The sequence below is a fragment of the Streptomyces sp. Ac-502 genome (assembly GCF_045222935.1).
Taxonomy (GTDB): Bacteria; Actinomycetota; Actinomycetes; order Streptomycetales; family Streptomycetaceae; genus Streptomyces; species Streptomyces monomycini.
In genome coordinates, this window is record NZ_JBHFFO010000001.1 from 8,667,755 (window position 1) to 8,693,407 (window position 25,653).

A 25,653-nucleotide genomic window follows, 5' to 3' on the forward strand; every position below is an offset into this window, starting at 1 on the left:
ACGGCCGACCGACGAGGTGATGCATGAATGACCGCGACGAGTACGACGACCGTGCTGAGCACGACGACCGCGACGCCCGTGCCGAGCAAGACGACCGCGACGCGCACGACGAGCACGACGACCGCGACGCGCACGACGACCACGTACGGAATCCGGCACCGCACGCCGCACGACCGGTTACGGAGGTGACCCCGCCGGCCCCGCGCCCCCAGCAGCCCCCGCCGCCCGGCCCGCGGACCGAACTCGGCATCGGCATGGTCGGCTACGCCTTCATGGGCGCCGCCCACTCCCAGGGCTGGCGCACCGTGGGCCGCGTCTTCGACCTGCCGCTGCGCCCCGCGATGAACGCGGTGTGCGGCCGGGACCGGGACGCCGTCGCGGCGGCCGCGACCCGGCACGGCTGGGCCGCCGCCGAGACCGACTGGCGGCGCCTGATCGACCGTGCCGACGTGCAGCTCGTCGACATCTGCACGCCGGGCGACAGCCACGCCGAGATCGCCGTCGCCGCGCTGGCCGCCGGCAAGCACGTCCTGTGCGAGAAGCCGCTGGCCAACTCCGTGGCGGAGGCGGAGGCGATGGCGGCCGCCGCCGAGACCGCGCGGGCCCGCGGCCAACGCGCCATGGTCGGCTTCAACTACCGCCGTACCCCGGCCGTCGCCCTCGCCCGCCGTATGATCCGTGACGGCCGGATCGGCACCCTGCGACATGTACGCGCCACCTACCTCCAGGACTGGCTGGTCGACCCCGAAGCGCCCCTGACCTGGCGGCTGCGCCGGGAACAGGCGGGCTCCGGAGCGCTCGGCGACCTCGGCGCGCACATCGTCGACCTCGCCCAGTACCTGGCGGGGGAGCGGCTGGCGGGCGTCTCCGCGGTCACCGGCACCTTCGTACGGGAACGTCCGCTGCCCACCGGCGGCCGGGGCACCGTTACCGTCGACGACGCCGCCCTGTTCACCGGCCGCTTCGCCTCCGGCGCGCTCGCCTCCTTCGAGGCCAGCCGGGTAGCCGCGGGCCGCAAGAACGCGCTGCGCATCGAACTGAACGGGGAGCACGGCTCGCTCGCCTTCGACCTGGAACGGCTCAACGAGCTGTCCTTCCACGACCACACCGAACCGGCCGTCGCGGCCGGCTTCCGCCGCATCCTGGTCACCGAACCCGGCCATCCGTACCTGGAGGCGTGGTGGCCGCCCGGCCACGGCCTCGGTTACGAGCACACCTTCGTCCACCAGGCCCGCGATCTCGTGCACGCCATCGCGGCCGGCCGTGAGCCCGTGCCGTCCTTCGCGGACGGGCTGCAGGTGCAGCGGGTGCTGGCGGCGGTCGAGGACAGCGCGGCCAAGAACTGCGCGTACACGCCCGTGGCCGGGTCCGCTCCCGCACCCGAATCTGCATCCGTACCCGAGTCCGCCCCCGTGCCCGAGTCCGCCTCCGTACCCGAATCCGCACCCGTGCCGGTGGCCGACATCCCCACCTGACGCACCCCTCCCTCTTGTCAGCCGCGTCCGCCGACCGGATCGTTTCCTCGCAACCGGCCACCGCACCACCCGTACCGCCCCGCTCCCCGTATCCCCGTATCCCTGTACCGCTCCGCACCCCCGTGCCGTCCCGAAACTCCGCACCCCGCACCGCGCCGTACTCCCGTACCCCCCCGCCCGTCCATCCGTCCGTCCGTCCCGAGGAGTCACGTATGGCCAGACCGTTCACGCTCTTCACCGGGCAGTGGGCCGACCTGCCGCTGGAGGAGGTCTGCCGACACGCCCGCGACTTCGGCTACGACGGCCTCGAACTCGCCTGCTGGGGCGACCACTTCGAAGTGGACCGGGCCCTCGCCGAGCCGGGCTATCTCGCCACCCGTGGCCAGCTCCTCGACAAGTACGGCCTGAAGTGCTGGGCCGTCTCCAACCACCTGGTGGGTCAGGCCGTCTGCGACGCGATCATCGACGAGCGGCACCGCGCCATCCTGCCCGCCCGCGTCTGGGGCGACGGCGAGCCGGAAGGCGTACGGCGCCGGGCCGCCGCCGAGATGGCGGACACCGCGCGCGCCGCCGCGGCCTTCGGCGTACGGACCGTGGTCGGCTTCACCGGCTCCGCGATCTGGCACCTGGTGGCCATGTTCCCGCCCGTACCGCTCTCGACGATCGACGCCGGTTACACGGACTTCGCCGAGCGGTGGGGGCCGGTCCTGGACGTCTTCGACGCGGAGGGCGTGCGCTTCGCCCACGAGGTGCACCCCGGCGAGATCGCGTACGACTACTGGACCACCCGCCGCGCCCTGGAGGCGATCGGCGACCGGCCCGCCTTCGGTCTGAACTTCGACCCCAGCCACTTCGTCTGGCAGGACCTCGACCCGGTCGGTTTCCTGTACGACTTCCGGGACCGGATCTACCACGTGGACTGCAAGGAGGCGCGGCGCCGGCTGGACGGCCGCAACGGCCGCCTCGGCTCCCACCTCCCCTGGGGCGACCCGCGCCGCGGCTGGGACTTCGTCTCGGCCGGACGTGGCGAGGTGCCCTGGGAGGACGTCTTCCGGATGCTGCGTTCGATCGGCTACGAGGGTCCGGTGTCGGTCGAGTGGGAGGACCCGGGCATGGACCGCCTCCAGGGCGCGCCCGAAGCACTGGCCCACCTCAAGTCGTACGACTACGAGCCGCCCGCTGTCGCGTTCGACGCGGCGTTCGGAGCGGACCCGTCCGGCAGCTGAGGACCAGGGCGCTTCCGACGGCTCTCCGCAGGCATGGCGACGCGACACCCGGCACCCACCCTGGCCGGGCCGCCTGGCCGAGCGACAGCCTGCGCCCGCCCACCCCTGGCCGGGCGCATGGCCGAGCAACCCTTCGCCCACCCACCCCGGCCGGACCGCCTGACCGAGCGACACCTCTCAGCCCACCCACCCGCAAGGGAGGCACCGTGCACCGAAGATCACGCCGAGGCACCCTGCGCCCGGCACTCGCCCTGTTCGCGAGCGCGCTGCTGGCCGCCACGTCCCTGTCACTGGCCGACGTCCCGGCCGCCGCCGCCGTACCGACCACCGCCGTGCCGGCCGTAGGTACGACGCCGGCCGCGCCGGCCGCCGCCGAGGACTTCCAGCAGGTCACCCTCGCCAAGGGCGAACCCGAGACGGGCGAGCCGATGACGCTCGCCGTGCTGCCGGACCGGTCCGTGCTGCACACCTCGCGGGACGGAACGGTTCGCCTGACCGACGCGGGCGGCACCACGAAGGTCGCGGGCAAACTGCCCGTCTACAGCCACGACGAGGAAGGCCTCCAGGGCGTCGGCATCGACCCCGGCTTCGCCGCCAACCGCTTCGTCTACCTCTACTACGCGCCCCCTCTCGACACTCCTTCCGGCGACGCCCCCGACGAGGGCACCGCAGCGGACTTCGCGAAGTTCGACGGCGTCAACCGCCTCTCCCGCTTCGTCCTGAAGACCGACGGCACCCTGGACCTGGCCGGCGAGAAGAAGATCCTGGACGTGCCCGCCTCGCGCGGCATCTGCTGTCACGTGGGCGGTGACATCGACTTCGACGCACAGGGCAACCTCTACCTCTCCACCGGCGACGACTCCAACCCGTTCGCCTCCGACGGTTTCACGCCCATCGACGAGCGTGCGATCCGCAACCCTGCCTACGACGCCCAGCGCAGTGCGGGGAACACCGATGACCTTCGCGGCAAGATCCTGCGTATAAAGGTCAACGCCGACGGCACGTATGCGGTTCCCGACGGCAACCTCTTCCCGGCCGGCACCGCCAAGGCCCGGCCCGAGATCTACGCGATGGGCTTCCGCAACCCCTTCCGGATGAGCGTCGACAAGCCCACCGGCACCGTCTACGTCGGCGACTACGGGCCCGACGCGGGCACCGCCGACCCGAAGCGCGGCCCGTCGGGGCAGGTCGAGTTCGCGCGCGTCACCAAGCCCGGCAACTACGGATGGCCGTACTGCACCGGCGACAACGACGCCTACGTCGACTACGACTTCGCCACCGAGACCCCGGGCACCGCCTTCGACTGCGCCGCTCCCCGGAACACCTCGCCGCGCAACACCGGCCTGACCGACCTGCCGGCCGCCCAGCCCGCGTGGATCCCGTACGACGGCGGCTCGGTGCCCGAATTCGGCACCGGATCCGAGTCCCCGATGGCCGGACCCGTCTACCGCTACGACGCCGCCTCCACCTCGCAGGTCAAGTTCCCGCAGGCGTACGACGGGAACTTCTTCGCCGGGGAGTTCGGACGCCGCTGGATCAAGCGCATCGAACAGGCCGCCGACGGCACGGGCCGCACGATCAACGCCTTCCCCTGGAAGGGCACCCAGGTCATGGACATGGCCTTCGGCCCGGACGGCGCGCTGTACGTCCTGGACTACGGGACCGGCTACTTCAACGGCGATGAGAACTCCGCCCTCTACCGCATCGAGAACGCCACCGGCGGCCACTCACCGGTCGCCGAGGCCAAAGCCGACCGCACCTCGGGTCAGGCTCCGCTGCGCACCAAGTTCACCGCCTCGGCCACCGACGCGGACGGCGACGCGCTGACGTACACCTGGGACTTCGGCGACGGTACGAGTGCGAACCAGCAGAACCCCACCCACACCTACCGCAAGAACGGCACCTACACCGCGACCGTCACCGCCAAGGACCCCGGCGGCCGCACCGGCTCGGCGAGCGTGTACCTGACCGTCGGCAACACCGCGCCCGAGGTCACCCTGCAACTCCCCGCTGACGGCCAGCTGTTCACCTTCGGTGACAAGGTGCCGTTCCAGGTCAAGGTCACCGACCCCGAGGACCGGGCCATCGACTGCGCCAAGGTCAAGGTCACCCACATCCTCGGCCACGACAGCCACGGCCACCCCGTCACCTCCGCCACCGGCTGCTCCGGCACCATCCAGACCTCGGCGGATAACGAGCACGACCCCAACGCCAACATCTTCGGGGTCTTCGACGCCGAGTACACCGACCAGGGAGCCAACGGCCAGCCGCCGCTGACCAGCCACGACCAGGCCGTCACCCAGCCCCGGCACCGCCAGGCCGAGCACTTCGGCAGTTCCCGCGGCGTCCAGGTCATCACCCACGCACCGGCGCACGGCGGCCGGACCGTGGGCGACATCCACCACGGCGACTGGATCGCGTTCCAGCCGTATGTCGTCAAGAACGCCACGAAGTTCACCGCCCGGGTGTCCTCCGCCGGATCCGGCGGCACGCTGGAGATCCGTACGGGCCGGGCGGACGGACGGCTGCTCGGCAGCGTCAAAGTCCCGGTGACCGGCGGCTGGGAGACCTTCACCGACGTCTCGACCACCCTCAACGGCAAACCACCGGCCGGTACCACCACCCTCTACCTCGTTTTCAAGGGCAGCGGCACCGGCGCCCTCTACGACGTGGACGACTTCACCTTCACCACCCGCTGACCCAGGTGGCTACCGGGGCGGGCGGACGGCGCGGACGTCGCGGACGGCGTCCGGGACGACCGGACGCGGAGCCGTCGGCCGCCCGCCCCGTGGCCGGAGGAAGGAGACCGCTCATGCACCCCGTTGCCCGGCTGGCCACCACCGCGGCGGCCGCCGCCACCCTGCTGGCGACCATGACCCTGCCCGGTGACACCACCCGTGCCCCGGAACGCGACGAGAACCGGGTCCTGGTCTTCTCCAAGACCGCCGGATTCCGGCACGACTCGATTCCCGACGGCATCGCCGCCGTCCAGGCCCTCGGCAAGCAGCACGGATTCACCGTGGACGCCACCGAGGACGCCGCCGCCTTCAACGACAAGCGCCTGGCGCGCTACGCCGCCGTCGTCTTCCTCTCCACCACCGGTGACGTGCTGCACACTGCCCAGCAGCAGGCGTTCGAACGTTATATAGCGCGCGGCGGCGGGTATGTGGGGGTGCACGCCGCCGCCGACACCGAGTACGACTGGCCCTTCTATGGGGACTTGGCGGGCGCCTACTTCCAGTCCCACCCTGCCGTGCAGCCTGCCACCGTACGCATTGAGGACCGCGCCCACCCGGCCACCGCTCACCTGGCCGCGGCCTGGGGCCGCACCGACGAGTGGTACAACTACCGCAGTAACCCGCGCACCCGCGCCCACGTCCTCGCCGCACTCGACGAGACCACGTACAGCGGCGGCACGATGCGCGGCGACCACCCCATCGCCTGGTGCCAGGAACACCGCGGCGGCCGGGCCTTCTACACCGGCGCCGGCCACACCCGGCAGTCCTTCGCCGACCCCGCCTTCCGCACGCACCTGCTGGGAGGCATCCGCTGGGCCACCGGCGCCGCACAGGCCGACTGCCGCCCGGAGACCGGCTACCGGGCCCTCTTCGACGGCACCTCGACCCGTGGCTGGAAACAGGCGGGCCCCGGCTCCTTCACCCTTCAGGACGGCACCCTCACCTCCAGCGGCGGCATGGGCATGCTCTGGTACGCGGCCCGGGAATTCGGTGCGTACTCCCTCAAACTGGACTGGAAGATGTCCGGCGCCGACGGCGACGACAACTCCGGGGTCTTCATCGGCTTCCCGCCCTCCGACGACCCCTGGTCGGCGGTGAACAACGGCTACGAGATCCAGATCGACGCCACCGACGCCCCGGACCGCACCACCGGTTCCGTCTACGGATTCCAGGCAGCCGACATCGAGGCGCGCGACGCCGCGCTCAACCCGCCGGGGGAGTGGAACACCTACGAACTCCGGGTCGAGGGCGAACGGCTGCGCGTCTACCTCAACGGGCGGAAGATCAACGACTTCACGAACAGGGACCCGGCGCGCAGCTTGCGCCAGGGCCACATCGGCATCCAGAACCACGGCGACGAGGACCGGATCTCCTTCCGCACCATCCGGGTGAAGGAGTACGCGACGGCGGCGAAGGGCGGTAGATGATGACGGGGTTGGAGTGGGTGGCGGGGGCGGAGCGTAGGGCGGGGGCGGGGAGTACGGCGAGAGTGGAGAGTACGGCGGGATCGGGGAGTACGGCTGGGTCGGGGAGTACGGCTGGGGCGGGCAGAGGTGTGGAGGGGGCCGGGGGTGGTGGCAGGCCGGAATACGGTGGGGGTGCCGGGGGTGCCGAGAGCGCCGGGGGCGGTGGCGGGCGTACGGGAGTGTGGCTGATCGGGGCGCGGGGATCGGTCGCGACGACCGTGATCACCGGCTGCGCCGCCGTCGCCGCCGGGCTGCACCCGCCGACCGGCATGGTCACCGAGACCGCGCCGTTCGACGGGGTACCGCTGCCGCCGCTGTCCGCCCTCGTCTTCGGCGGCCACGACACCACCTCGTACCCGCTGCCCAAACGGGCCGAGGAACTCGCGGCGGGCGGCGTACTCCCGTACGGCCTGCCGCACGCCGTACGCGCCGAACTGGCCGCGGCGGACGAGGCCGTACGGCCCGGCGGCCCGCTCCCCGGGGACGACCGCGACGACCGGGAACTGGTCACCGCCTTCACCGCCGACCTGCGCGCGTTCCTGCGGATCCACGCACTCGACCGTGCCGTCGTCGTCAATGTGGCCTCCACGGAGCCCGCGGCAGGGCAAGAACGCGACGACGACCGCCTCCCGCCCAGTTCCCTGTACGCGCACGCGGCGCTGCGCGCGGGCTGCCCGTACGTCAACTTCACGCCCTCCACCGGTATGCACCACCCGCTGCTCCAGCAGATGGCCGTCTGTAGCGGGCTGCCGTACGCGGGCCGCGACGGCAAGACGGGACAGACCCTGCTGCGCTCCGTACTCGCCCCGATGTTCGCCCAACGGGCCCTCCCCGTCCGTGCCTGGTCCGGCACCAACCTGCTCGGCGGCGGTGACGGCGCCACCCTGACCGACCCGGCGGCCGCGGCCGCCAAGAACGCGGGCAAGACACGCGTCCTCGCGGACAACCTCGGTACCGCACCGCCCGGCGAGGTGCACATCGACAACGTTCCGGCCCTCGGGGACTGGAAGACCGCCTGGGACCACGTCGCCTTCGAAGGGTTCCTCGGCAACCGCATGATCCTCCAGACCGTCTGGCAGGGCTGCGACTCGGCGCTCGCCGCGCCGCTGGTGCTCGACCTCGTGCGCCTGACGGCCGCCGCGCACGCGGCCGGCGTCTCCGGGCCCCTCGCCCCCCTCGGCTTCTACTTCAAGGACCCGGACGGCGGGCCCGCCGCCCTGGCCGACCAGTACGCCGAACTCCTCACCTTCGCCCACGACCTCCGGACCCGCCGATGAACCTCCCGCCGACCGACGCCTCCGCGACCACCGGTCCCATCACTCCCGTCACTCCCATGGCTCCCACTGGTCCCACTGCTCTGCCTGGTTCTGCCGAGCCCGCCGACGCTCCTCCTCGCCGCGGACGCGCCGTGCCGGCCGGCGCCTCCTCGCCCTGGCTGGAACTCTTCCGCGTATCGGCCCTGTTCAGCGTGCCGGGAGACCTGCTGGCTGGGGTTGCGGCAGCAGGGGCCGGCCCGGCCGCCGCACCCTTCTCGCCACCGGCTCCTCCCTCTGCCTCTACGAGGCGGGCATGGCGCTCAACGACTGGGCCGACCGCGACACCGACGCCGTCGAACGCCCAGGACGCCCCATCCCGTCCGGCCGTATCGCCCCGGCAGCCGCCCTCGGCGCGGCCGCCGGGCTGACAGCGGCGGGCCTCGCCCTGGCGGCAGCGGCCGGCCGCCCGTCCCTCGCCACCGGCACGGCGCTCGCCGCCACCGTCTGGGCATATGACCTCCACCTCAAGAACACCCCGGGGGGCCCACTCGCCATGGCCTGCGCCCGCACCCTCGACGTACTGCAGGGCGCGGTTTCGGCGGCTCCGGTGCGTTCGGGGCGGACTATGCGGAGGGCGTTGCCGTCGGCCGCGTTGCTGGGCACCCATACGCTCGCGGTCACCACCGTCTCGCGCCGCGAAGCGCAGGGCAGCTCAACGGCCCTGCCACTGGCCGCGTTGGGAGTGGTGGCCGCGGTGGGCGGGGTGGTTGGTGGGGTGAGCAGGAGGGGCGGGCCCCATGGCAGCATCCCCGTCACCGACCCGGTGACCAAGCCCTTCGCCAATGTCCTCCCCACTTCCCTCGCCAAAGCCGCCGCTCTCCTCTACGCCGGGACCGCTGCCCGCCCCTTCTTGCACGCGGCCCTGAACCCTTCGCCCTACCTCCTCCAGCGCGCCGTCGGCAGCGGGATCCGCGCCATGATCCCGCTCCAGGCGGCCCTTGCCGCACGGGCCGGTGCCCCCGGAACAGGGGCCGCACTGCTGGCCCTCGTGCCCGCCGCCCGACGGCTGTCCCGGAAGGTCAGCCCGACATGACCACGACGAGCCCGCTGCGCCTGGCCTACGGCACCAACGGCCTGACCGACCTCCGGCTGACCGACGCCCTGGCCCTCCTCGCCGACCTCGGCTACGACGGCGTAGCCCTCACCCTCGACCACATGCACCTCGACCCGCTCGCCCCCGACCTCGCGTCGCGGACCGGACAACTGGCCGGCCGACTCGGCACCTTGGGGCTCTCCGTCGCCGTCGAAACCGGCGCCCGATACGTCCTGGACCCCCGGCGTAAACACCACCCCACGCTCCTCGACCCCGATCCGGACGCCCGCACGGCCCGCATCGACCTGCTCCGCACCGCGGTCCGCGTCGGTGCCGACCTCGGCGCCACGGCCGTGCACTGTTTCAGCGGGCCCCTGCCCGCCGGTACGCCGGAACCGGAGGCCTGGCACCGCCTGGCCGAAGCGCTCACCCCCGTACTCGACGCGGCCGCCACCGCCCGCGTCCCCCTCGCCGTCGAACCCGAACCGGGCCACCTCCTTTCCGACCTCGCCGGTTTCCGCCGCCTGCGTGCCACCCTCGACGCCCCACCCGCCGAAGCCCTCGGCCTGACCCTGGACATCGGCCACTGCCAATGCCTGGAACCCCAGCCGCCCGCCGCGTGCGTCCGCGCCGCCGCGCCTTGGCTGCGGCACGTCCAGATCGAGGACATGCGGCGTGGTGTGCACGAGCATCTGCCGTTCGGCGCGGGCGAAATCGACTTCCCGCCGGTCCTGGCAGCGCTCCGGGACACCGGTTACCAGGGCCTGGTCAGCGTCGAGCTGCCCCGCCACTCCCACGCGGGCCCCGACCTCGCCCGCACATCCCTCTCCTTCCTCCGCGCCGCCGACCCCGCACACCCCGACACCGAACCACCGACCCCCGCCCGCACCGCCCAACCCACGCCCTCCGGCACCGAACCACCGAGCCCTGCCCGCACCGCACAACCCACGCCCTCCGGCACCGAACCACCGAGCCCTGCCCGCGCCGCCCAACCCACGCCCTCCGGCACCGAACCACCGAGCCCTGCCCGCGCCGCCCAACCCACGCCCTCCGGCACCGAACCACCGAGCCCTGCCCGCGCCGCCGGTCCCGCTTGCTCCGGCACCGAACCACCGAGCCCTGCGGGAACCGCCCAACCCGCAGGTGCCACAGACCCGTCGCACCCGCCCGTTCCGAGCGCAGGAGGCCCGCGATGCTGACGCCGGAGGCCTGGATGGCCCAGCTCCAGACGGCCCTGCGCGACCGGCTCGGCGGCGCCGCCCGCGCCTGGCTCGACGAGGCACTGGACGAAGCGCAAGCCGAAGCACGAGCCACAGCTCAAGCCGCAGCACGAGCCGAAGCCGCAGTTCAAGCCGCAGCCCAACCCGGCGCACGAGCCGAAGCTCAAGCCGCGACCCAGCCCGAAGGCGCAACTCAAGCCGCAGCCCAACCCGGCGCACGAGCCGCAGATCCGGCCGCCAGTCAGGGCGCAGCCCAACCCGAAGGCGCAGTCCACCCCGAAGCTGCAGCTGAGGCCGCAGCTCAAGCCGCATCCGTAGACCCCCGGGGCTCGGCGGTCAGCGGTGCCGCCCTCTCCTACACCGCTTACGCCCCGCCCGTGTGGGAGATGCGCTTCGCCTCGGCGGGCCGGCACTGCACCCGTCGTGAGCCGCCGCACGCGCGGGACCGGGAAGCGGCCGAGGCTGCCCGCATCCTGCTCCTGCACACGGCCCGCGCCGACGCCCGGACCGTCACCCGGCTCTACGAACACGGCACCGCCGCCGAACGCCGCGCCGTGCTGATGGCGCTGCCCCACCTGGACCTCGGCCCGAGTGCCCGGCCGCTCGTCGAGGACGCGCTGCGCACCGACGACACCCGGCTGGTCGCCGCCGCCGTGGGCCCGTACGCCGCCCGTCACCTCGACGCGCACACCTGGCGGCACGCCGTGCTCAAGTGCCTGTTCACCGGCGTCCCGGTGACCGCCGTGGCCGGCCTGGCCGAACGTGCCCGCGGCGATACGGAGCTGGCCCACATGCTCACCGCGTACGCCCGGGAGCGCACCGCCGCGTACCGCCCCGTACCCGCCGACCTTCAGCGCGTCCTGGACCTCACCGCACCGCCCGCATCCACCGCCCCACTCGCATCCCCCTTCCCGTCCGATCCCGCACCCGCCCTCGCCCCTGGGCCCTCACCCGCACCCCGGTCCTCACGCGTACCTCGGCCGTCCCCCAAGCCCGGGCGCTCACCCGATCCCGCCCCCACAGTCGCTCCCGGCCCCGCCTCCTCTCACGCTGCTCACGATGCCTCCCTGCAACCTCCGCCCGTACCTCCCTTGTGATCTTCGCCCCGCACCTGAAACTGCACCCCCAGCGCCACACCCCCTCACCGCACCGCCCCGGCACGCGAGGAGACCCGATGCGCATCTTCGACCCGCACATCCACATGACCTCCCGCACCACGGACGACTACGAAGCCATGCACGCCGCGGGGGTCCGCGCCGTCGTCGAGCCCTCCTTCTGGCTGGGGCAGCCCCGCACCTCACCCGCCAGCTTCTTCGACTACTTCGACTCCCTCCTCGGCTGGGAACCCTTCCGTGCCGCCCAGTACGGCATCGCCCACCACTGCACGCTCGCCCTCAACCCCAAGGAGGCGAACGACCCCCGTTGTGCCCCCGTCCTCGAAGCCCTGCCCCGCTACCTCGTAAAAGACCCGGTCGTCGCCGTCGGTGAGATCGGCTACGACTCGATGACCCCCGCCGAGGACACCGCCCTCGCCGCCCAGCTCCAGCTCGCCGTGGACCACGGTCTGCCGGCCCTCGTCCACACCCCCACCGCGACAAGGCGGCGGGCCTCAGGCGCACCCTCGACGTCCTGCGTGAATCCGATCTGCCCCCCGATCACGTCGTCCTGGACCATCTCAATGAGACAACGGTAGGGGAAGCCACTGACAGTGGCTGCTGGCTGGGCTTTTCCCTCTATCCGGACACCAAGATGGACCCCGACCGCATGGTGCGCATCCTGCGTCTGCACGGCACCGGCCGGGTGCTGGTCAACTCCGCCGCGGACTGGGGCCGCAGCGATCCGCTGACGACGCGGCGCGTCGGCGAGGCGATGCTGGCCGCCGGATTCACCGAGGACGACGTGGATCAGGTGCTGTGGCGCAACCCTGTCGCGTTCTACGGCCTCAGCGGCCGGCTGGACCTCGGCACCCCGGCCCCGGGCGCCCTGCACGAGGGCAACTCCATACTCCGCGGCGGGGAATGAGGGGGAGCGGGACATGCGCTTCCGGCACCCCGACGGTTCGACCGTCCACCTCGCGTACTGCACCAACGTCCACCCGGCCGAGACCCTGGACGGGGTGCTCGCCCAACTCCGGGACCACTGCGAGCCCGTACGCAAACGCCTCGGCCGGGACCGGCTCGGCATCGGCCTGTGGCTCGCCCGCGACGCCGCCCGCGCCCTTGTCAGCGACCCGGCCGCACTGCGCGGGCTGCGCCGTGAACTCGACATCCGCGGCCTCGAAGTCGTCACCCTCAACGGTTTCCCGTACCGCGGCTTCGGCGACAGGCACGTCAAATACCGCGTCTACCGGCCCGACTGGACCGAGCCCGCGCGTCTGGACCACACCGCCGACCTCGCCCGGCTGCTGGCCGCGCTCCTCCCCGACGACATGACCGAGGGCACGATCTCCACCCTCCCCGTCGCCTGGCGCAACGACTTCGACGCGGTACGCGACGCCGCCACCCGGCGGGCCACCGCTCTCGCCGCCCTGCACACCCTCGCCGACCGGCTCGACGCCCTCGAAGAACTCACCGGCCGCTCTCTCCGCGTCGGCCTGGAGCCCGAACCCGGCTGCCTCGTCGAAACCACCGCCGACGCCGTCGAGGCGCTGGGACACGGGCGGAGCGAGCCGTCCGGCCCCGCCGAGCCACCCAGGCCCGCCGACCCGTTCGGTTCCGCCGAGCCACCCAGGCCCGCTGCCCCGTTCGGTTCCGCCGAGCCACCCAGGCCCGCTGCCCCGTTCGGTTCCGCCGAGCCACCCAGGCCCGCTGCCCCGTTCGGTTCCGCCGAGCCACCCAGGCCCGCCAGTCCCACCGACCCGTCCGGCCCCACCTATCCACCCAGGCCCACCGGCACGTCTCACACCACCGACCCGCCCAACCCCACCACCTCCGCCCCACCCCCACCCCCACCCCACCGCATCGGTGTCTGCCTCGACACCTGCCACCTCGCCACCTCCTTCGAGGAGCCGCACACCGCCCTCGAAGCTCTCCACCGCGCAGGCGTCCCCGTCGTCAAGGCCCAGTTGTCCGCCGCGCTGCACGCCGAACACCCCGACCGCCCGGACGTACGCGCCGCCCTGAGCGCCTTCGCCGAACCGCGGTTCCTCCACCAGACCCGCACCCGTACCCCCGACGGGCGGCTGCGTGCCACGGACGATCTCGACGCAGCCCTGGCCGGGGAGGCCGTCGGCGGCCTGCCGGACACGGCGCCGTGGCGCGCCCACTTCCACGTGCCGCTGCACGCCCCGCCCGAGCCGCCGCTCACCTCCACCCTCCCCGTCCTCCGGGACACGCTGGCCCTCCTCGTGGGCGGGCCCGTACCGCGCACCCATCACCTCGAAGTCGAGACCTACACCTGGCAGGCCCTCCCGCCGGGCCTGCGCCCCCGCAGCACAAGCCGCCTCGCCGACGGCATCGCGGCCGAACTCGCCCTCGCCCGCGACCTGCTGGCCGACCTCGGGCTCAAGGAACTCCCATGAGCGCAGCACCGAACCGCCTGCTCGTCCTCGACGTCGTCGGCCTCACCCCCCGCCTCCTCACCCACATGCCGCACCTCCAGGCGCTCGCGGACACCGGCGCGGTCGCGCCGCTGGCCACCGTGCTGCCCGCCGTGACCTGCACGGTCCAGTCGACGTTCCTCACCGGCGCGACGCCCGCCCAGCACGGCGTCGTCGGCAATGGCTGGTACTTCCGGGACGTCGGCGAAGTCCACCTCTGGCGCCAGCACAACGCCCTCGTCGCAGGCGACAAGGTCTGGGACGCCGCCCGCCGCGAACACCCCGGTTACACGGTCGCCAACATCTGCTGGTGGTACGCCATGGGCGCCGGCACCGACTGGACCGTCACCCCGCGCCCCGTCTACTACGCCGACGGCCGCAAGGAACCCGACTGCTACACCCGGCCGCCGTCCCTCCACGACGAACTCACCAACCGCTTCGGCACCTTCCCCCTCTTCACCTACTGGGGCCCCACCGCATCCCTCCCTTCCTCGCAGTGGATCACCGACGCGACCCGCCACCTGCTGCACACCCGCCGCCCCGACCTCACCCTCTGCTACCTCCCGCACCTCGACTACGACCTGCAGCGGTACAGCCCGGACGAACCCCGCGCCGCCACGGCCGCCGCCGCGCTCGACACCGTCATCGGCCCCCTCCTGGCCGACGCGCGCGCCGCGGACGTCACGGTCGTCGCCCTGTCCGAATACGGCATCCGGCCCGTCCGCCGCCCCGTGGACGTCAACCGCGCCCTGCGCCGCGCCGGCCTGCTGGAGGTGCACACCCAGGACGGGATGGAATACCTGGACCCCACCGCTTCCCGGGCCTTCGCCGTCGCCGACCACCAGATCGCCCATGTCTACGTACGCCGTCCCGAAGACCTCGACGCGGCCCGCGCGGCCCTCACCGGACTGCCCGGCCTGGACCGCCTGCTCGACGACGAGGGCAAGAAGGCGTACGGCCTCGATCACCCCCGCTCCGGCGAACTCGTCGCCCTCGCCGAGCCCGACGCCTGGTTCACCTACTACTACTGGCTCGACGACGCCCGCGCCCCCGACTTCGCGCGCCTCGTCGACATCCACCGCAAACCCGGCTACGACCCGGCCGAACTCTTCATGGACCCCCGGGACCCGTACGTACGCCTGCGCGCGGCGACCGCCCTGGCCCGCAAGAAGGCCGGGATGCGCTACCGCATGGCGGTCGTACCGCTCGACCCCGAGCCCGTACGCGGCAGCCACGGCCTGCTCCCCGCGACCGGAGCCGACCCTGCCGACGGCCCGGTCCTCATCTGCTCCGCATCTGACGCACCCCTGCACACCCCCTTCCCCGCCACCGACGTGAAGTCCCTGCTCCTTCATCTTGCCCGCACCCACTGACAACGTGCCCCGCCCGCCCACCGGACACCGACCGAGGAGCCCGCCCACCATGCCCTTCCCCCGAGACCGCCACGACGACCCGCAACAGGCCGCCCTCAGACGGACTCTCCACCGCCGCGGATTCCTCGGCGTCGCCGCCGGCGCCTCGGCGACCGCACTCCTCGGTACCGGAGCCGCCGTCCCCGCCTACGCCGCCCCGGCGAACCTCGGCCGGCACCCCCATCACCGCCCCGTACTCCCGCCCGGCCGCCTCGGCATCCAGCTCTACACACTCCGCGACCAGACCTTGTCACTCGGTTTCGCCCGCGTCTTCGAGGAACTCGCGTGCTACGGCTACGACGAGGTCGAGTTCGCCGGCTACACCCAGGGCTCCGCCGGCGCGATCACCCTGCGCCGGATCAAGCGGCTCCTCCGGGACAACGGCCTGCGCGGCATCGGCAGCCACGTCGGATACGCCTCGGCCGACCCCACCGCGTACACCTTCGCCACCGCCCTGACCCAGGTCCTCGACGACGCCGAGGCCCTGGGCCTGCCGTACGTCGGCACCCCGTCCAGCCCCGACCGGTACGGCAACACCGTCGACGCCTGGAAACGCGCCGCCGACGAGTTCAACGCGTACGGCGCTGCCGCCCGGGCCCGCGGCATGCGCTTCTACCACCACAACCATGCCGAGGAATTCGCTTTCGCCACCGACGACCCACGCGTCCGGCTCTACGACGTCCTGCTCGCCGAGACCGACCCCCGGCTGGTCTTCTTCGAGATGGACATCTTCTGGGCCTATGTGGCGCAGTACCGTTTCTCCCGGCGCCCGGACGGCACCCCCGCCCCCTTCGAACCCCTCGACTACGTCCTGGCCGCGCCCGCCCGCTACCCCCTCTTCCACGTCAAGGACGGCGAGCACGACACCGCCACCCAGGACGGCTACCGCATGGTCGACGTCGGCGACGGCGACATCGACTACCGCCGCTTCCTCTCCGCGGTGGAACGCCGCCGCGGCCGCCGCTCCGCCCACTGGATCGTCGAACGGGACGACGCCGTGGACCCGGCCGCCAACCCGGCGGGCTCCCTGTCGACCGCCCGCCGCTCCGCCCGCCATCTGCGGAACCTGCGCGCACCGCGCGGTTAAGCCGTACGCCCGTGGCCGGGTAGTGTGCTCAGGATCAGCGCTACCCGACCGGGGCCACCGGTACGACCAGATTGGCGAGAGGTACATGAGCGAGGGGACCGCACCACCGGCGGGCGACGCGACGTCCGTCGCCGACGAGGAGGCGCGGGAGCGTCTGCTCTACCTGCGCGGCAGCATCGACAACCTCGATGCCGCACTCGTGCACCTGCTCGCCGAGCGCTTCAAGTGCACGCAGCAGGTCGGCGAACTGAAGGCCCGCCACAACCTCCCGCCCGCCGACCCGGCCCGTGAGGCCACCCAGATCGCGCGCCTGCGCACCTTGGCCGCGGACGCCAGACTGGACCCGGCCTTCGCGGAGAAATTCCTGAATTTCATCATCGGCGAGGTCGTACGTCACCACAAAGCCATCGCGGACCAGGAGGTCGGCCGGGAGGACGCCCCCGGCAGACGCGACGTCGCCATCGGCTGACGGTTCCGGCGCGCTCCGGTCCGGTGAGGAGGGCGAGCGCCGGGAAGTTCGCGGGTGGGTCGTACTTCCTGTGCCCCGAGCAGGACGGCCGTCGGCCGGTGGTGTACGCGAGCTCCGAGGACGGGGACGAGTACGGTCCGCTCTTCGGCGATTTCGCGGAACCTCGTGAGGGGGCTGGGGCTGAGCCGCTGGGTGGGCGGACCGGCAGGCGCCGGCGCGAAGGGCGCCATCCGCCTCGGCACTGACCGCCCGCCTCGGCGCTGACCGTCCGCTCCCCGAACAGGTTTCCCCTGTCCCTTCCATACAACTTTCCCCCAGGACCGGCAGTCTCTGTCTCCGTCACGGCCTGTGACGACGCCATTCCTGCGCCGGCGCCCTTCCCGTACCGGCGCCCTTTCCCGTACTGGGGGAACCATGCACCGCACCACCGTCTCCGCCGCTGCCCTCGCGGTGCTCTGTCTCGGGCTCACGGCCTGTCAGCCCGCGGGGAGCACCGACGGCGGCGGAGGCTCGCCCACGAAGGCTGCGGCGGAGCCCAGTGTGGCCGCGGAGACCACGCCGGGGCCCGCTCCGGACCGCAAGGCCACGCTGCCCGATCTGGTGGGGAAGGGGCTGCAGAGCGCGCAGGACTCCGCCCAGGCGGCCGGGTTCCGGGTGCTGCGCAGTCACGACGCGCTCGGCCGCGGACGGATGCAGGCGCTCGACCGGAACTGGAAGGTCTGTACGCAGGCCCCGGGGCCCGGTGAGGCCGACACCGGCAGGACAGTGGACTTCGGTGCGGTGAAGCTGACGGAGTCCTGCCCCGAGACCGACGCCGGGTCCGGTGCCGCGGCGGACGCGTCCGCCGCGGCCGGATCGGCCATGCCGGACTTCCGGAACAAGTCGGTGAAGGTGGCCCGGCGCGCTCTCGATGCCGGTACCGGCATCACGGTGAAGGACGCGTCGGGCCGCGGGCGGATGGTGCTCGTGGAGTCCAACTGGAAGGTGTGCCGGCAGAGTCCGGCCGCGGGCACGAAGGTGGACGGGCAGCCGGTGACGCTGGAGGCGGTGAAGTTCCAGGAGGACTGTTGAGGCTGATAGGGACTGTCGCAGCCCGCTGAGCCCGCTGAGCCCGCTGAGCCCGCTGAGCCCGCTGAGCCCGCTGAGCCCGCTGAGCCCGCTGAGCCGGCCGGGCCGGCCGGGCCGGCCGAAGTCCGCTTCAGCGCGGGCGTCGGGCTCGCAGGACGGTGTCGTGAGTGTGCGAGGTGCCGGCGGGCGCGGGAACCGTCCGGGGGCGGGTTTCGTTGATCTGTACGGTCCAGTCGGGGTCGAGGAGCCGTGCGACGTCGGCGGGCCGGTAGTAGTCGGCCGGGTCGAAGTCGGGCTGTGCGGGCAGCCCGGTCATGTCGTGGCCGACGAAGAGCAGGGTGCCGCCGGGCGCGACGGCGGCCAGCAGCCCGCGCAGTGCGGTGTGCTCCGGCTCGTGCTTGAGAGGGAAGTACTGGACGGACACGAGGTCGAACGCCTCGGCCGGGGGCGGCGTGACGGCCAGGTCGGCCCGTGCCCAGGCGACGCGGTCGGCGACGTCCGTGGCCGCTTCGGCGGCGCGCCGCAGGGCGACCTCGGAGATGTCGACCCCGGTGACCTGCCAGCCCTGCCGGGCGAGCCACCGGGCGTCGGCGCCCTCACCACACCCCACGTCGAGTGCCTGCCCCGGCGGGCAGCCGGTGATCTCGGTGACGAGCACTCCGTTGGGTGATCCGCTGAAGAGCTGGTCGCGGCTGCTGTACCGGTCGTCCCAGAACCGGGCGTCCATGGCGTTCTCCTGCATGTGTGCTCCTGAGGGCGTGAGAAGGAAGGGGTTACGGGCCGTGGGGCGTGAGAAGGAAGGGGTTACGGGCCGTGGGGCGTGAGAAGGAAGGGGTTACGGGCCGTGGGGTGTGAGAAGGAAGGGATCACAGACCGTGGCGACGGTCGCCGGCCACCAGCTCGCACACGCGGGCTTCCGACGCGGCGGAGAACGGGTCCTTACGGGCCCGCACCGCGCGGCGGGTGTCCTCGGCGACGAGATCGCCGTTGATCGCCCCCGCGGCGGCCGAGCCGGAGGCGGCGGAGCCGAGCACGTTCGCGGTGAGGTCGGCGGCGTTGCCCGCGACCCACACCCCCGGCACGTCCGTCAGACCGGCCGGGCCGGCGGCGAGGTACGAGCCCATGCCGCTCGGGTGCTCGGTGGGAGCCAGCCCGAGGGAGTCCAGGAACGCGGCCGTGGCGGCACTCGGGACGGCGCGGGGCGCCACGGTCAGCGCCCGGAGCGGGACCAGCTCGCCGGTGTCCAGGCGCACTCCGGCGAGGCGGTCGTCGGCGACCTCCAGGCCGGTCACCTCGCCGGGTACGACCGCGATGCCGCGCGCCGCCAGCTGCTCGTACTCCTCGCTCGTGGGGCGGGGGCCGGTGTGCAGCAGGAGGGTGAGCCGGTCGGTCTACTGGCGGAACAGCAGGGCCTGGTGCACGCTCATCGGGCCGGTGGCCAGGACACCGATCGGCTCGTCGCGTACCTCCCAGCCGTGGCAGTACGGGCAGTGCAGCACATCCCGCCCCCACCGCTGCGCGAGGCCGGGGACGTCGGGCAGTTCGTCGGTGAACCCGGTGGTCACCAGCAGCCGCCGCGCCCGTACGGTACGCCCCGCGTCGTCGGTGACCTCGAACAGCTCGCCGTCCCGTACGGCCGACCGCACCCGGCCGGTGCGGACCTCGACCCCGTACCCGGCCACTTCCCGCCGTCCCGCCGCCAGCAGGTCGCCGGGCGGCGCCCCGTCGCGGGAGAGGAAGCCGTGCATGTGCGACGCCGGCGCGTTGCGGGGCTCACCGGCGTCGATCACCAGGACGGACCGCCGGGCACGGCCCAGCATGAGCGCGGCGCTCAGGCCCGCCGGGCCGCCTCCGACGATCACCACGTCGTACCGGTCGCCGTGGCCGGGGCGGATAGTTCGGGGTTCTCGGGGTTCTCGGGGTTTTCGGGTTTCCCGGATGTCTCGGGTCATCGTGACCACCTCCGCCCCCAACGTGCGCCCTCACCCACCGTCCTGACAAAGTTCTTTGCGGAAACCGCAAAACGCGGGCAGAGTGAAGAGGTGGGCAGCGAGCGGACGAGCGACGACTTCGATGCCGTGCTGGCCGCGGTCGGGCCGCGGCTGCGCGAGGTGCGGCGCCGCCACGGCGTCACACTGACGGCCGTGTCGAAGACCACCGGCATCCCGGTCAGCACCCTGTCCCGACTGGAGTCCGGACACCGCAAGCCGGGGCTGGACCTGCTCCTGCCGCTGGCCAAGGCCTACCGGATGCCGCTCGACGAACTGGTCGGCGTCCCGGCCGCCCTCGACCCGCGGGTGCACCCGCAGCCGTTCACCCGCAACGGCATGACCGTCGTCCCGCTGTCCCGTAACCCCGGCGGCCTCCAGGCGTTCAAGCAGATCCTTCCGGCGGGCCCGGCCGACCGGGAGCCCGACCCGCGCTCACACGAGGGCTACCACTGGCTGTACGTCCTCAGCGGACGGCTGCGCATCGTCCTCGGCGATCAGGATCTCGTCCTGACCAGCGGCGAGGTCGCCGAGTTCGACACCCACCTGCCGCACTGGTTCGGCAATGCCGACGCGCGGCCGGTGGAGTTCCTCAGCATCCTCGGCCCCCAGGGCGAGCGCTTCCACATCAAGGCCCGCTACCGGCCCACCGATCCCCGATAGGCCGCAGCGGACCCGCCCCGGCCGCCACCGGAACGGACCCGCCCAACCCTCACCTCCACCCGACCACTTCCCCTTCCCCGCCGGCCGCCGCAGCAGCAGGGACAGGCCCGCTGCCAGCAGACCCACACACCCGGCGACCGCGTACGCGCCCTCGTACCCCCACGCCGCCACGACCGCCGCGCCGATGCCGCCGCCCAGGAGGCCGGAGACCAGCTTGGAGCTGTAGACGAGGCCGTAGTTCGACGCGTTGTTGTTCTCGCCGAAGTAGTCGGGGACGAGGGCGGCGAACAGCGGGAAGAACGCGCCGCCGCCGAAGCCGGACAGGAACGCGAAGACGAGGAACAGGGGCTGGTTGGCGTGTTCGCCCGCCCACAGGACGCCGAACTGGGCCAGGCCGAGGACCAGGCACACGTAGGTCAGCGTCACGCGCCGCCCCAGCCGGTCCGAGAGCCAGCCGACCACGCCCCGGCCCGTCCCGTTGACCACCGACATGAGGCCCATGGAGGACGCCGCGACCAGCGGCCCGAACCCGGCGTCCTTGGCGTACGGCACCTGGAAGGAGATGCCGAAGATCGAGACGCCGGCGGTGCACAGCAGGCAGACCCACATCAGGGGCAGCATGCCCGTACGGACGGCCTCCCGCGGCGTGAACTGGGCCGCCGCCGGCGGGTTCTTGCGCAGCGCGGCGGAAGTACGGGCGTCCCGCGGTACGGCCAGCGGGTCGACGTGCGCGGGCCACCAGTTCTTCGGCGGGTCCTTGAAGAACAGGCCCGCCGCGGCGGTCAGCAGCAGCACGTACAGGCCGACCAGGTCGAGGACGGTCCGGTAGTTGCCGGCGTCGAAGCCGTAGGAGAACAGGAAGATGAACGGCACGGCGCCGTACGCGAAGCCGCCGTTGACGAAACCGGTCTTGCCGCCGCGCCGTTCCGGATACCACTTGCCGACCGTGTTGATGCAGGTCGCGTAGATCAGCCCGGCGCCGGTGCCGCCCAGCACGCCGAACCCGGCGATCGCCCACCAGAGGTCCGGAGCGTGGCTCAGGCTCAGAAAGCCCGCCAGGGACAGTACGGATCCGCAGAGCATCGCGGCGCGGCTGCTGAGCAGGCCTTTCTCCCGCAGCCTGCCCGCGGGGAAGGCCACCGCCGCCTGGAAGAAGACCCAGACGCTCAGCACCCAGAAGGTGTCCGTGTGCGTCCAGTGGTGCGCCGCGGAGAGCGTGGTCTCGGCGGCTCCGAAGGCGTACTCGAAGATGCTGATACCGAGCATCGCCGCCCAGGGCAGCAACACCATGGTCCACCGGGGGTGGCCGAGCAACTGCCGGTCGGTCTCGCCCAGGCGGTAGACCCGCCCCTGCGCGTCGCGGACCTCGGTGACCGTGGTGCGGTCCGCGCTCCTGACGTCCTGAGTGGTCACCTCACATCGCCTCCCGTCCCCTCGCCGTGCGGATCACAGCCGGCCGGCGGCGCGTGCCCACCGGTATTTCGCGCCGAGCGCCGCCACCGGCTTCTCGGTCGAGTACGGGTACGCCACCACGCCCCGCGCGAAGAGGTACGTACTCGCCTCCGCCACCTCGGTGTCCCCGGCCAGCGACGCCACCACCGGCTTCTCGGTACCGGCCGCCCGGAACTCGGCCACCACACGCGCCGTCAGCTCCGCGAACACCATCGGCGGGGTGACGAGGGTGTGCCAGTAGCCGAGAACCAGGGAGTGGACCCGGGGGTCGCGCAGGGCGAGCCGGATGGCGGCCTCGTACGTGGCGGGCGGTTCGCCGCCCGTGATGTCCACGGGATTGCCGGACGCCCCGAAGGGCGGGATGAGCTGCCGGAACGCGGCTTCCAGGTCGTCCGGGACGGTCATCAGGCGCAGCCCGTGATCGACGGCCGCGTCCGAGAGCAGCACGCCGGAGCCGCCCGCCCCCGTGACGACGAGGACGTTTTCACCCTTCGGTGTGGGCAGCACCGGCAGCGTCCGCGCGTACTCCAGCATCTCGTCGAGCCCCGGCGCCCGGATGACGCCGGCCTGCCGCAGGATGGCGTCGTAGACCGCGTCGTCCCCGGCCAGCGCGCCGGTGTGCGACCCGGCGGCCTTGGCGCCCGCGCCGGTCCGCCCCGCCTTCAGCACCACGACGGGCTTCTCGCGCACGGTCTTCCGCGCTGCCGCCACGAACGCGCGCCCGTCCTTCAGGTCCTCCAGGTGCATCGCGATGCTGCGGGTGTGCGGGTCGTGGGCGAAGTACGTGAGGAGGTCGTCCTCGTCCACGTCCGCCTTGTTGCCGAGTCCGACGATCGCCGAGACGCCCGTCCCGGTGGCGCGGGCGAAGCCCAGGACGGCCATGCCGATGCCGCCGGACTGCGAGGTCAGCGCGACCGGGCCGGTGACGTCGTACGGGGTGCAGAACGTGGCGCACAGCCGGTGCCAGGGGGAGTAGTAACCGTAGATGTTCGGGCCGAGCAGCCTGGTCCCGTACTTCTCGGCGATGGCCACCAGCCGTTCCTGGAGGGCGTGTTCGCCGGTCTCGGCGAAGCCGGAGGGGATCAGTACGGCGTTCGGGATGCCCTTGCGCCCCACTTCCTCCAGGGCCGCGGGCACCAGGCGCGCCGGTACGGCGAAGACCGCCACGTCGGCGCCGTCCGGTACGTCCGCGACGGACCGGTACGCCGTACGGCCGAGAATGGTCCCGCCCTTCGGGTTCACCGGGTGGACCGCGCCGTCGAAGCCGCCGTCGAGCAGGTTGCGCAGCACCGCGTGCCCGATCTTCCCCGGCTCTGCGGAGGCACCGACGACGACCACCGCGCGCGGCCGCATCAGCCGCTCCATCGAGGCGAGGATCTCCTCCTCGGTGTAGCGGCGGCGCTCCGGGGAGGCCCGTCGCCGAGCACGATCCGTACGTCGGCGGCCAGCACGCCGTCCGGGGAGGCGAACACCGGGTTCAGGTCGATCTCGGAGATCTCGGGGTGGTCGGCGGCCAGCCGGGACACCCGCACGATCAGATCCGCCAGCGCCGCGCGGTCCACGGCGGGCCCGCCGCGCACGCCACGCAGCACCTCGGCCGCGCGGATGCCGTCCAGCATGGACTCCGCGTCCGCCGTGGAGGCCGGCGCGAGCCGGAAGGTGACGTCCTTGAGCGTCTCCACCAGCACACCGCCCAGCCCGAAGGCGACGACCTTCCCGAAGGTCGGGTCGGTGACCGCGCCGACCAGTACCTCCAGCCCGCCCTCCGGCGCCATCCGCTGCACCAGTACGCCCTCGACGCGGGCCTCCGGGGCGTACGCGGCGGCGCTTCGCACGATCGCCGGGAACGCCTCGCGCACCTCGGCGGCCGAGGAGAGGCCCACCCGTACGCCGCCCGCGTCCGTCTTGTGCGGGATGTCCGGCGAGACGATCTTCAGAGCGACCGGGCCGCCGATGCGGGCGGCGAGCGCCACCGCCTCGTCCGCCGTCTCCGCCAGCCCCTCGGCCGGGGTGGGAATCCCGTACGCGTCCGCGAGCAGCCTCCCCTCGGGCGCCGTCAGCGTCGTACGCCCGGCCGCCCGCGCGGCCCGCAACACCGCCGCCGCGTCCGCTGCTGCCATGCCCGCCGCCATGTCCACTTCTGCCGCCCTCTCCGCTACCTCGCTCTCCGCTACCGCGTCCACCGTCACCGCACCCTCCGCCCCCGCCCCCGCATCCGCATGTCGATCCGCCATCAGATGACTCCGTCCGCTGCCAGCCGCCGCAGTTCCTCGTCGCCGAGCCCCAGCTCGCCGCCGTACACCTCGTCGTTGTGCTCACCGAGCAACGGTGAACGGTCGATCTCCACGGGGGAGTCGGACAGCTTCAGCGGCGATCCGACCGTGGTGAACGTGCCGCGCCGCGGATGCGGGACCTGGACGATCATCCCGTCGGCGGCGAGCGACGCGTCCCGCACGATCTCCTGTGTGGACAGCACCGGACCGCAGGGGATGTCGTGCGCGGTCAGCCGCTCCAGCACATCCCACTTGGGCAGCGTGGCGCTCCACTCCTCGACGAGCTGGAAGACCTTCGCCAGCTTGGGCAGCCGGGCGGCGGGCGTCGACCACTCGGGGTCGCGGGCCAGCTCCGGCCGCCCGATGAGCCGGGTGAGCGGTTCCCAGCCGGCCGGCTGCACGATGACGTACACATAGTCGTTGGGGCCGCCGGGCGCACACTTGACCGCCCAGCCGGGCTGCCCGCCGCCGCTCGCGTTGCCGCTGCGCGGCACCTCGTCCCCGGAGGTGTCGTCCGGGTACTCCGGCAACGGGCCGTGCTCCAGCCGCTGCTGATCGCGGATCTTGACCCGGCACAGATTCAGCACCGCGTGCTGCATCGCGACCTGCACGCGCTGCCCGCGCCCGGTGCGCTCGCGCTGGTAGAGCGCGGCGAGGATCCCGGCGACGCAGTGCACGCCGGTGCCCGAGTCGCCGATCTGCGCGCCGGTCGCCAGCGGCGGCCCGTCCGCGAACCCGGTGGTGGCCATCGACCCGCCCATGGCCTGCGCGACGACCTCGTACGCCTTGAACCGGGTGTACGGGCCCTCGCCGAAGCCCTTGATCGAGGCGTACACGATGCGCGGATTGATCTTCCGGACGCGCTCCCAGGGGAAGCCCATCCGGTCCACGGCGCCCGGCCCGAAGTTCTCCACCAGCACGTCGGACCGGCGGATCAGCTCGGTCAGCAGCTCCTTGCCGCGGTCGGTCTTGGTGTTGAGGGTGATGCTGCGCTTGTTGCAGTTGAGCATCGTAAAGTACAGGGAATCCACGTCCGGTATGTCGCGCAGCTGCCCCCGGGTGACGTCGCCGGTGACCGCCTCCAGCTTGACGACGTCCGCGCCGAGCCAGGCGAGCAGCTGGGTGGCGGACGGGCCGGACTGCACATGCGTCATGTCCAGCACCCGCACGCCGCTGAGTGCCTTCCCGCCGGCCTCCTGAGCCGGGACCGTGCTCATCGCGCTCATCAG

Annotated in this window: 14 protein-coding genes and 6 pseudogenes; 15 read left to right on the forward strand and 5 right to left on the reverse strand. The window is 72.8% G+C overall.

What is annotated here, in order from left to right; translation table 11 throughout:
• Positions 1-254 precede the first annotated feature (254 nt).
• From ACEXOX_RS39370 to ACEXOX_RS39435, 14 genes and pseudogenes are all read left to right on the forward strand, one after another.
• A complete protein-coding gene (locus tag ACEXOX_RS39370) occupies positions 255-1,475 on the forward strand; it encodes a Gfo/Idh/MocA family oxidoreductase (protein WP_406526617.1) in 1,221 nt (406 codons plus the stop codon).
• Positions 1,476-1,687: 212 nt separating this feature from the next.
• Positions 1,688-2,701 carry a sugar phosphate isomerase/epimerase family protein gene (locus ACEXOX_RS39375; RefSeq protein ID WP_406525524.1) on the forward strand — a complete coding sequence of 338 codons (1,014 nt, stop codon included), beginning with the start codon at positions 1,688-1,690 and terminating at the stop codon, positions 2,699-2,701.
• A 206-nt stretch (positions 2,702-2,907) separates the two neighbouring features.
• Positions 2,908-5,400: a PQQ-dependent sugar dehydrogenase gene (locus ACEXOX_RS39380; protein WP_406525525.1), complete on the forward strand. Its 2,493-nt coding sequence runs from the start codon at positions 2,908-2,910 to the stop codon at positions 5,398-5,400.
• Positions 5,401-5,513: 113 nt separating this feature from the next.
• Positions 5,514-6,866 (forward strand): ThuA domain-containing protein, encoded by a 1,353-nt coding sequence (locus tag ACEXOX_RS39385; RefSeq protein ID WP_406525526.1) that lies wholly within the window; start codon positions 5,514-5,516, stop codon positions 6,864-6,866.
• Between the two features lie 218 nt (positions 6,867-7,084).
• Positions 7,085-8,182, forward strand: a complete 1,098-nt coding sequence (locus tag ACEXOX_RS39390) for an inositol-3-phosphate synthase (RefSeq protein WP_406525527.1) — start codon at positions 7,085-7,087, stop codon at positions 8,180-8,182.
• A gap of 56 nt (positions 8,183-8,238) precedes the next feature.
• Positions 8,239-9,254: pseudogene (locus ACEXOX_RS39395) on the forward strand (SCO3242 family prenyltransferase).
• Positions 9,251-10,108: pseudogene (locus ACEXOX_RS39400) on the forward strand (sugar phosphate isomerase/epimerase family protein); the annotation flags it as partial. The pseudogenes ACEXOX_RS39395 and ACEXOX_RS39400, both read left to right, overlap by 4 nt.
• A gap of 428 nt (positions 10,109-10,536) precedes the next feature.
• Entirely contained in the window at positions 10,537-11,571 is a 1,035-nt protein-coding gene (locus tag ACEXOX_RS39405; protein WP_406526618.1) for an EboA domain-containing protein, read from the forward strand.
• A 77-nt stretch (positions 11,572-11,648) separates the two neighbouring features.
• A pseudogene (locus ACEXOX_RS39410) lies at positions 11,649-12,496 on the forward strand (TatD family hydrolase).
• Between the two features lie 13 nt (positions 12,497-12,509).
• Positions 12,510-13,994 (forward strand): xylose isomerase, encoded by a 1,485-nt coding sequence (locus ACEXOX_RS39415; protein ID WP_406525528.1) that lies wholly within the window; start codon positions 12,510-12,512, stop codon positions 13,992-13,994.
• Positions 13,991-15,385, forward strand: a complete 1,395-nt coding sequence (locus tag ACEXOX_RS39420; protein WP_406525529.1) for a nucleotide pyrophosphatase/phosphodiesterase family protein — start codon at positions 13,991-13,993, stop codon at positions 15,383-15,385. Before ACEXOX_RS39415 ends, ACEXOX_RS39420 begins: the two co-directional genes overlap by 4 nt.
• Positions 15,386-15,434: 49 nt before the next feature.
• Entirely contained in the window at positions 15,435-16,511 is a 1,077-nt protein-coding gene (locus ACEXOX_RS39425) for a sugar phosphate isomerase/epimerase family protein (protein WP_406525530.1), read from the forward strand.
• 85 nt (positions 16,512-16,596) lie between these two features.
• Entirely contained in the window at positions 16,597-16,980 is a 384-nt protein-coding gene (locus ACEXOX_RS39430) for a chorismate mutase (protein ID WP_406525531.1), read from the forward strand.
• A 414-nt stretch (positions 16,981-17,394) separates the two neighbouring features.
• Positions 17,395-18,051 (forward strand): PASTA domain-containing protein, encoded by a 657-nt coding sequence (locus ACEXOX_RS39435; RefSeq protein ID WP_406525532.1) that lies wholly within the window; start codon positions 17,395-17,397, stop codon positions 18,049-18,051.
• A 127-nt stretch (positions 18,052-18,178) separates the two neighbouring features.
• Here the strand turns inward: ACEXOX_RS39435 and ACEXOX_RS39440 are convergent, their stop codons facing one another.
• Both ACEXOX_RS39440 and ACEXOX_RS39445 read right to left on the reverse strand, forming a co-directional pair.
• On the reverse strand, positions 18,179-18,775 hold the full coding sequence (locus tag ACEXOX_RS39440; protein ID WP_406526619.1) for a class I SAM-dependent methyltransferase: 597 nt from the start codon (positions 18,773-18,775) through the stop codon (positions 18,179-18,181).
• A 139-nt stretch (positions 18,776-18,914) separates the two neighbouring features.
• Positions 18,915-20,000 (reverse strand): annotated as a pseudogene (locus tag ACEXOX_RS39445) (NAD(P)/FAD-dependent oxidoreductase).
• Between the two features lie 90 nt (positions 20,001-20,090).
• Here ACEXOX_RS39445 and ACEXOX_RS39450 point away from each other — a divergent pair.
• Positions 20,091-20,699: a helix-turn-helix domain-containing protein gene (locus tag ACEXOX_RS39450; RefSeq protein WP_406525533.1), complete on the forward strand. Its 609-nt coding sequence runs from the start codon at positions 20,091-20,093 to the stop codon at positions 20,697-20,699.
• Positions 20,700-20,747: 48 nt separating this feature from the next.
• Here the strand turns inward: ACEXOX_RS39450 and ACEXOX_RS39455 are convergent.
• The 3 genes and pseudogenes from ACEXOX_RS39455 to frc form a co-directional block, all read right to left on the reverse strand.
• Positions 20,748-22,112 (reverse strand): annotated as a pseudogene (locus tag ACEXOX_RS39455) (OFA family MFS transporter); the annotation flags it as partial.
• A gap of 33 nt (positions 22,113-22,145) precedes the next feature.
• A pseudogene (locus tag ACEXOX_RS39460) lies at positions 22,146-24,271 on the reverse strand (acetate--CoA ligase family protein).
• 113 nt (positions 24,272-24,384) lie between these two features.
• On the reverse strand, positions 24,385-25,641 hold the full coding sequence (frc, locus tag ACEXOX_RS39465) for a formyl-CoA transferase (RefSeq protein ID WP_406526620.1): 1,257 nt from the start codon (positions 25,639-25,641) through the stop codon (positions 24,385-24,387).
• Between the last annotated feature and the right edge of the window lie 12 nt (positions 25,642-25,653).

Excerpts from the sequence above, each read along its gene's own strand:
- ACEXOX_RS39370 (WP_406526617.1), top strand. The coding sequence starts at position 255 with ATGGTCGGCTACGCCTTCATGGGCGCCGCCCACTCCCAGGGCTGGCGC.
- ACEXOX_RS39375 (WP_406525524.1), top strand. The coding sequence starts at position 1,688 with ATGGCCAGACCGTTCACGCTCTTCACCGGGCAGTGGGCCGACCTGCCG.
- ACEXOX_RS39385 (WP_406525526.1), top strand. The coding sequence starts at position 5,514 with ATGCACCCCGTTGCCCGGCTGGCCACCACCGCGGCGGCCGCCGCCACC.
- ACEXOX_RS39415 (WP_406525528.1), top strand. The coding sequence starts at position 12,510 with ATGCGCTTCCGGCACCCCGACGGTTCGACCGTCCACCTCGCGTACTGC.
- ACEXOX_RS39420 (WP_406525529.1), top strand. The coding sequence starts at position 13,991 with ATGAGCGCAGCACCGAACCGCCTGCTCGTCCTCGACGTCGTCGGCCTC.
- ACEXOX_RS39425 (WP_406525530.1), top strand. The coding sequence starts at position 15,435 with ATGCCCTTCCCCCGAGACCGCCACGACGACCCGCAACAGGCCGCCCTC.
- ACEXOX_RS39430 (WP_406525531.1), top strand. The coding sequence starts at position 16,597 with ATGAGCGAGGGGACCGCACCACCGGCGGGCGACGCGACGTCCGTCGCC.
- ACEXOX_RS39435 (WP_406525532.1), top strand. The coding sequence starts at position 17,395 with ATGCACCGCACCACCGTCTCCGCCGCTGCCCTCGCGGTGCTCTGTCTC.
- ACEXOX_RS39440 (WP_406526619.1), bottom strand. The coding sequence starts at position 18,775 with ATGGACGCCCGGTTCTGGGACGACCGGTACAGCAGCCGCGACCAGCTC.
- frc (WP_406526620.1), bottom strand. The coding sequence starts at position 25,641 with ATGAGCACGGTCCCGGCTCAGGAGGCCGGCGGGAAGGCACTCAGCGGC.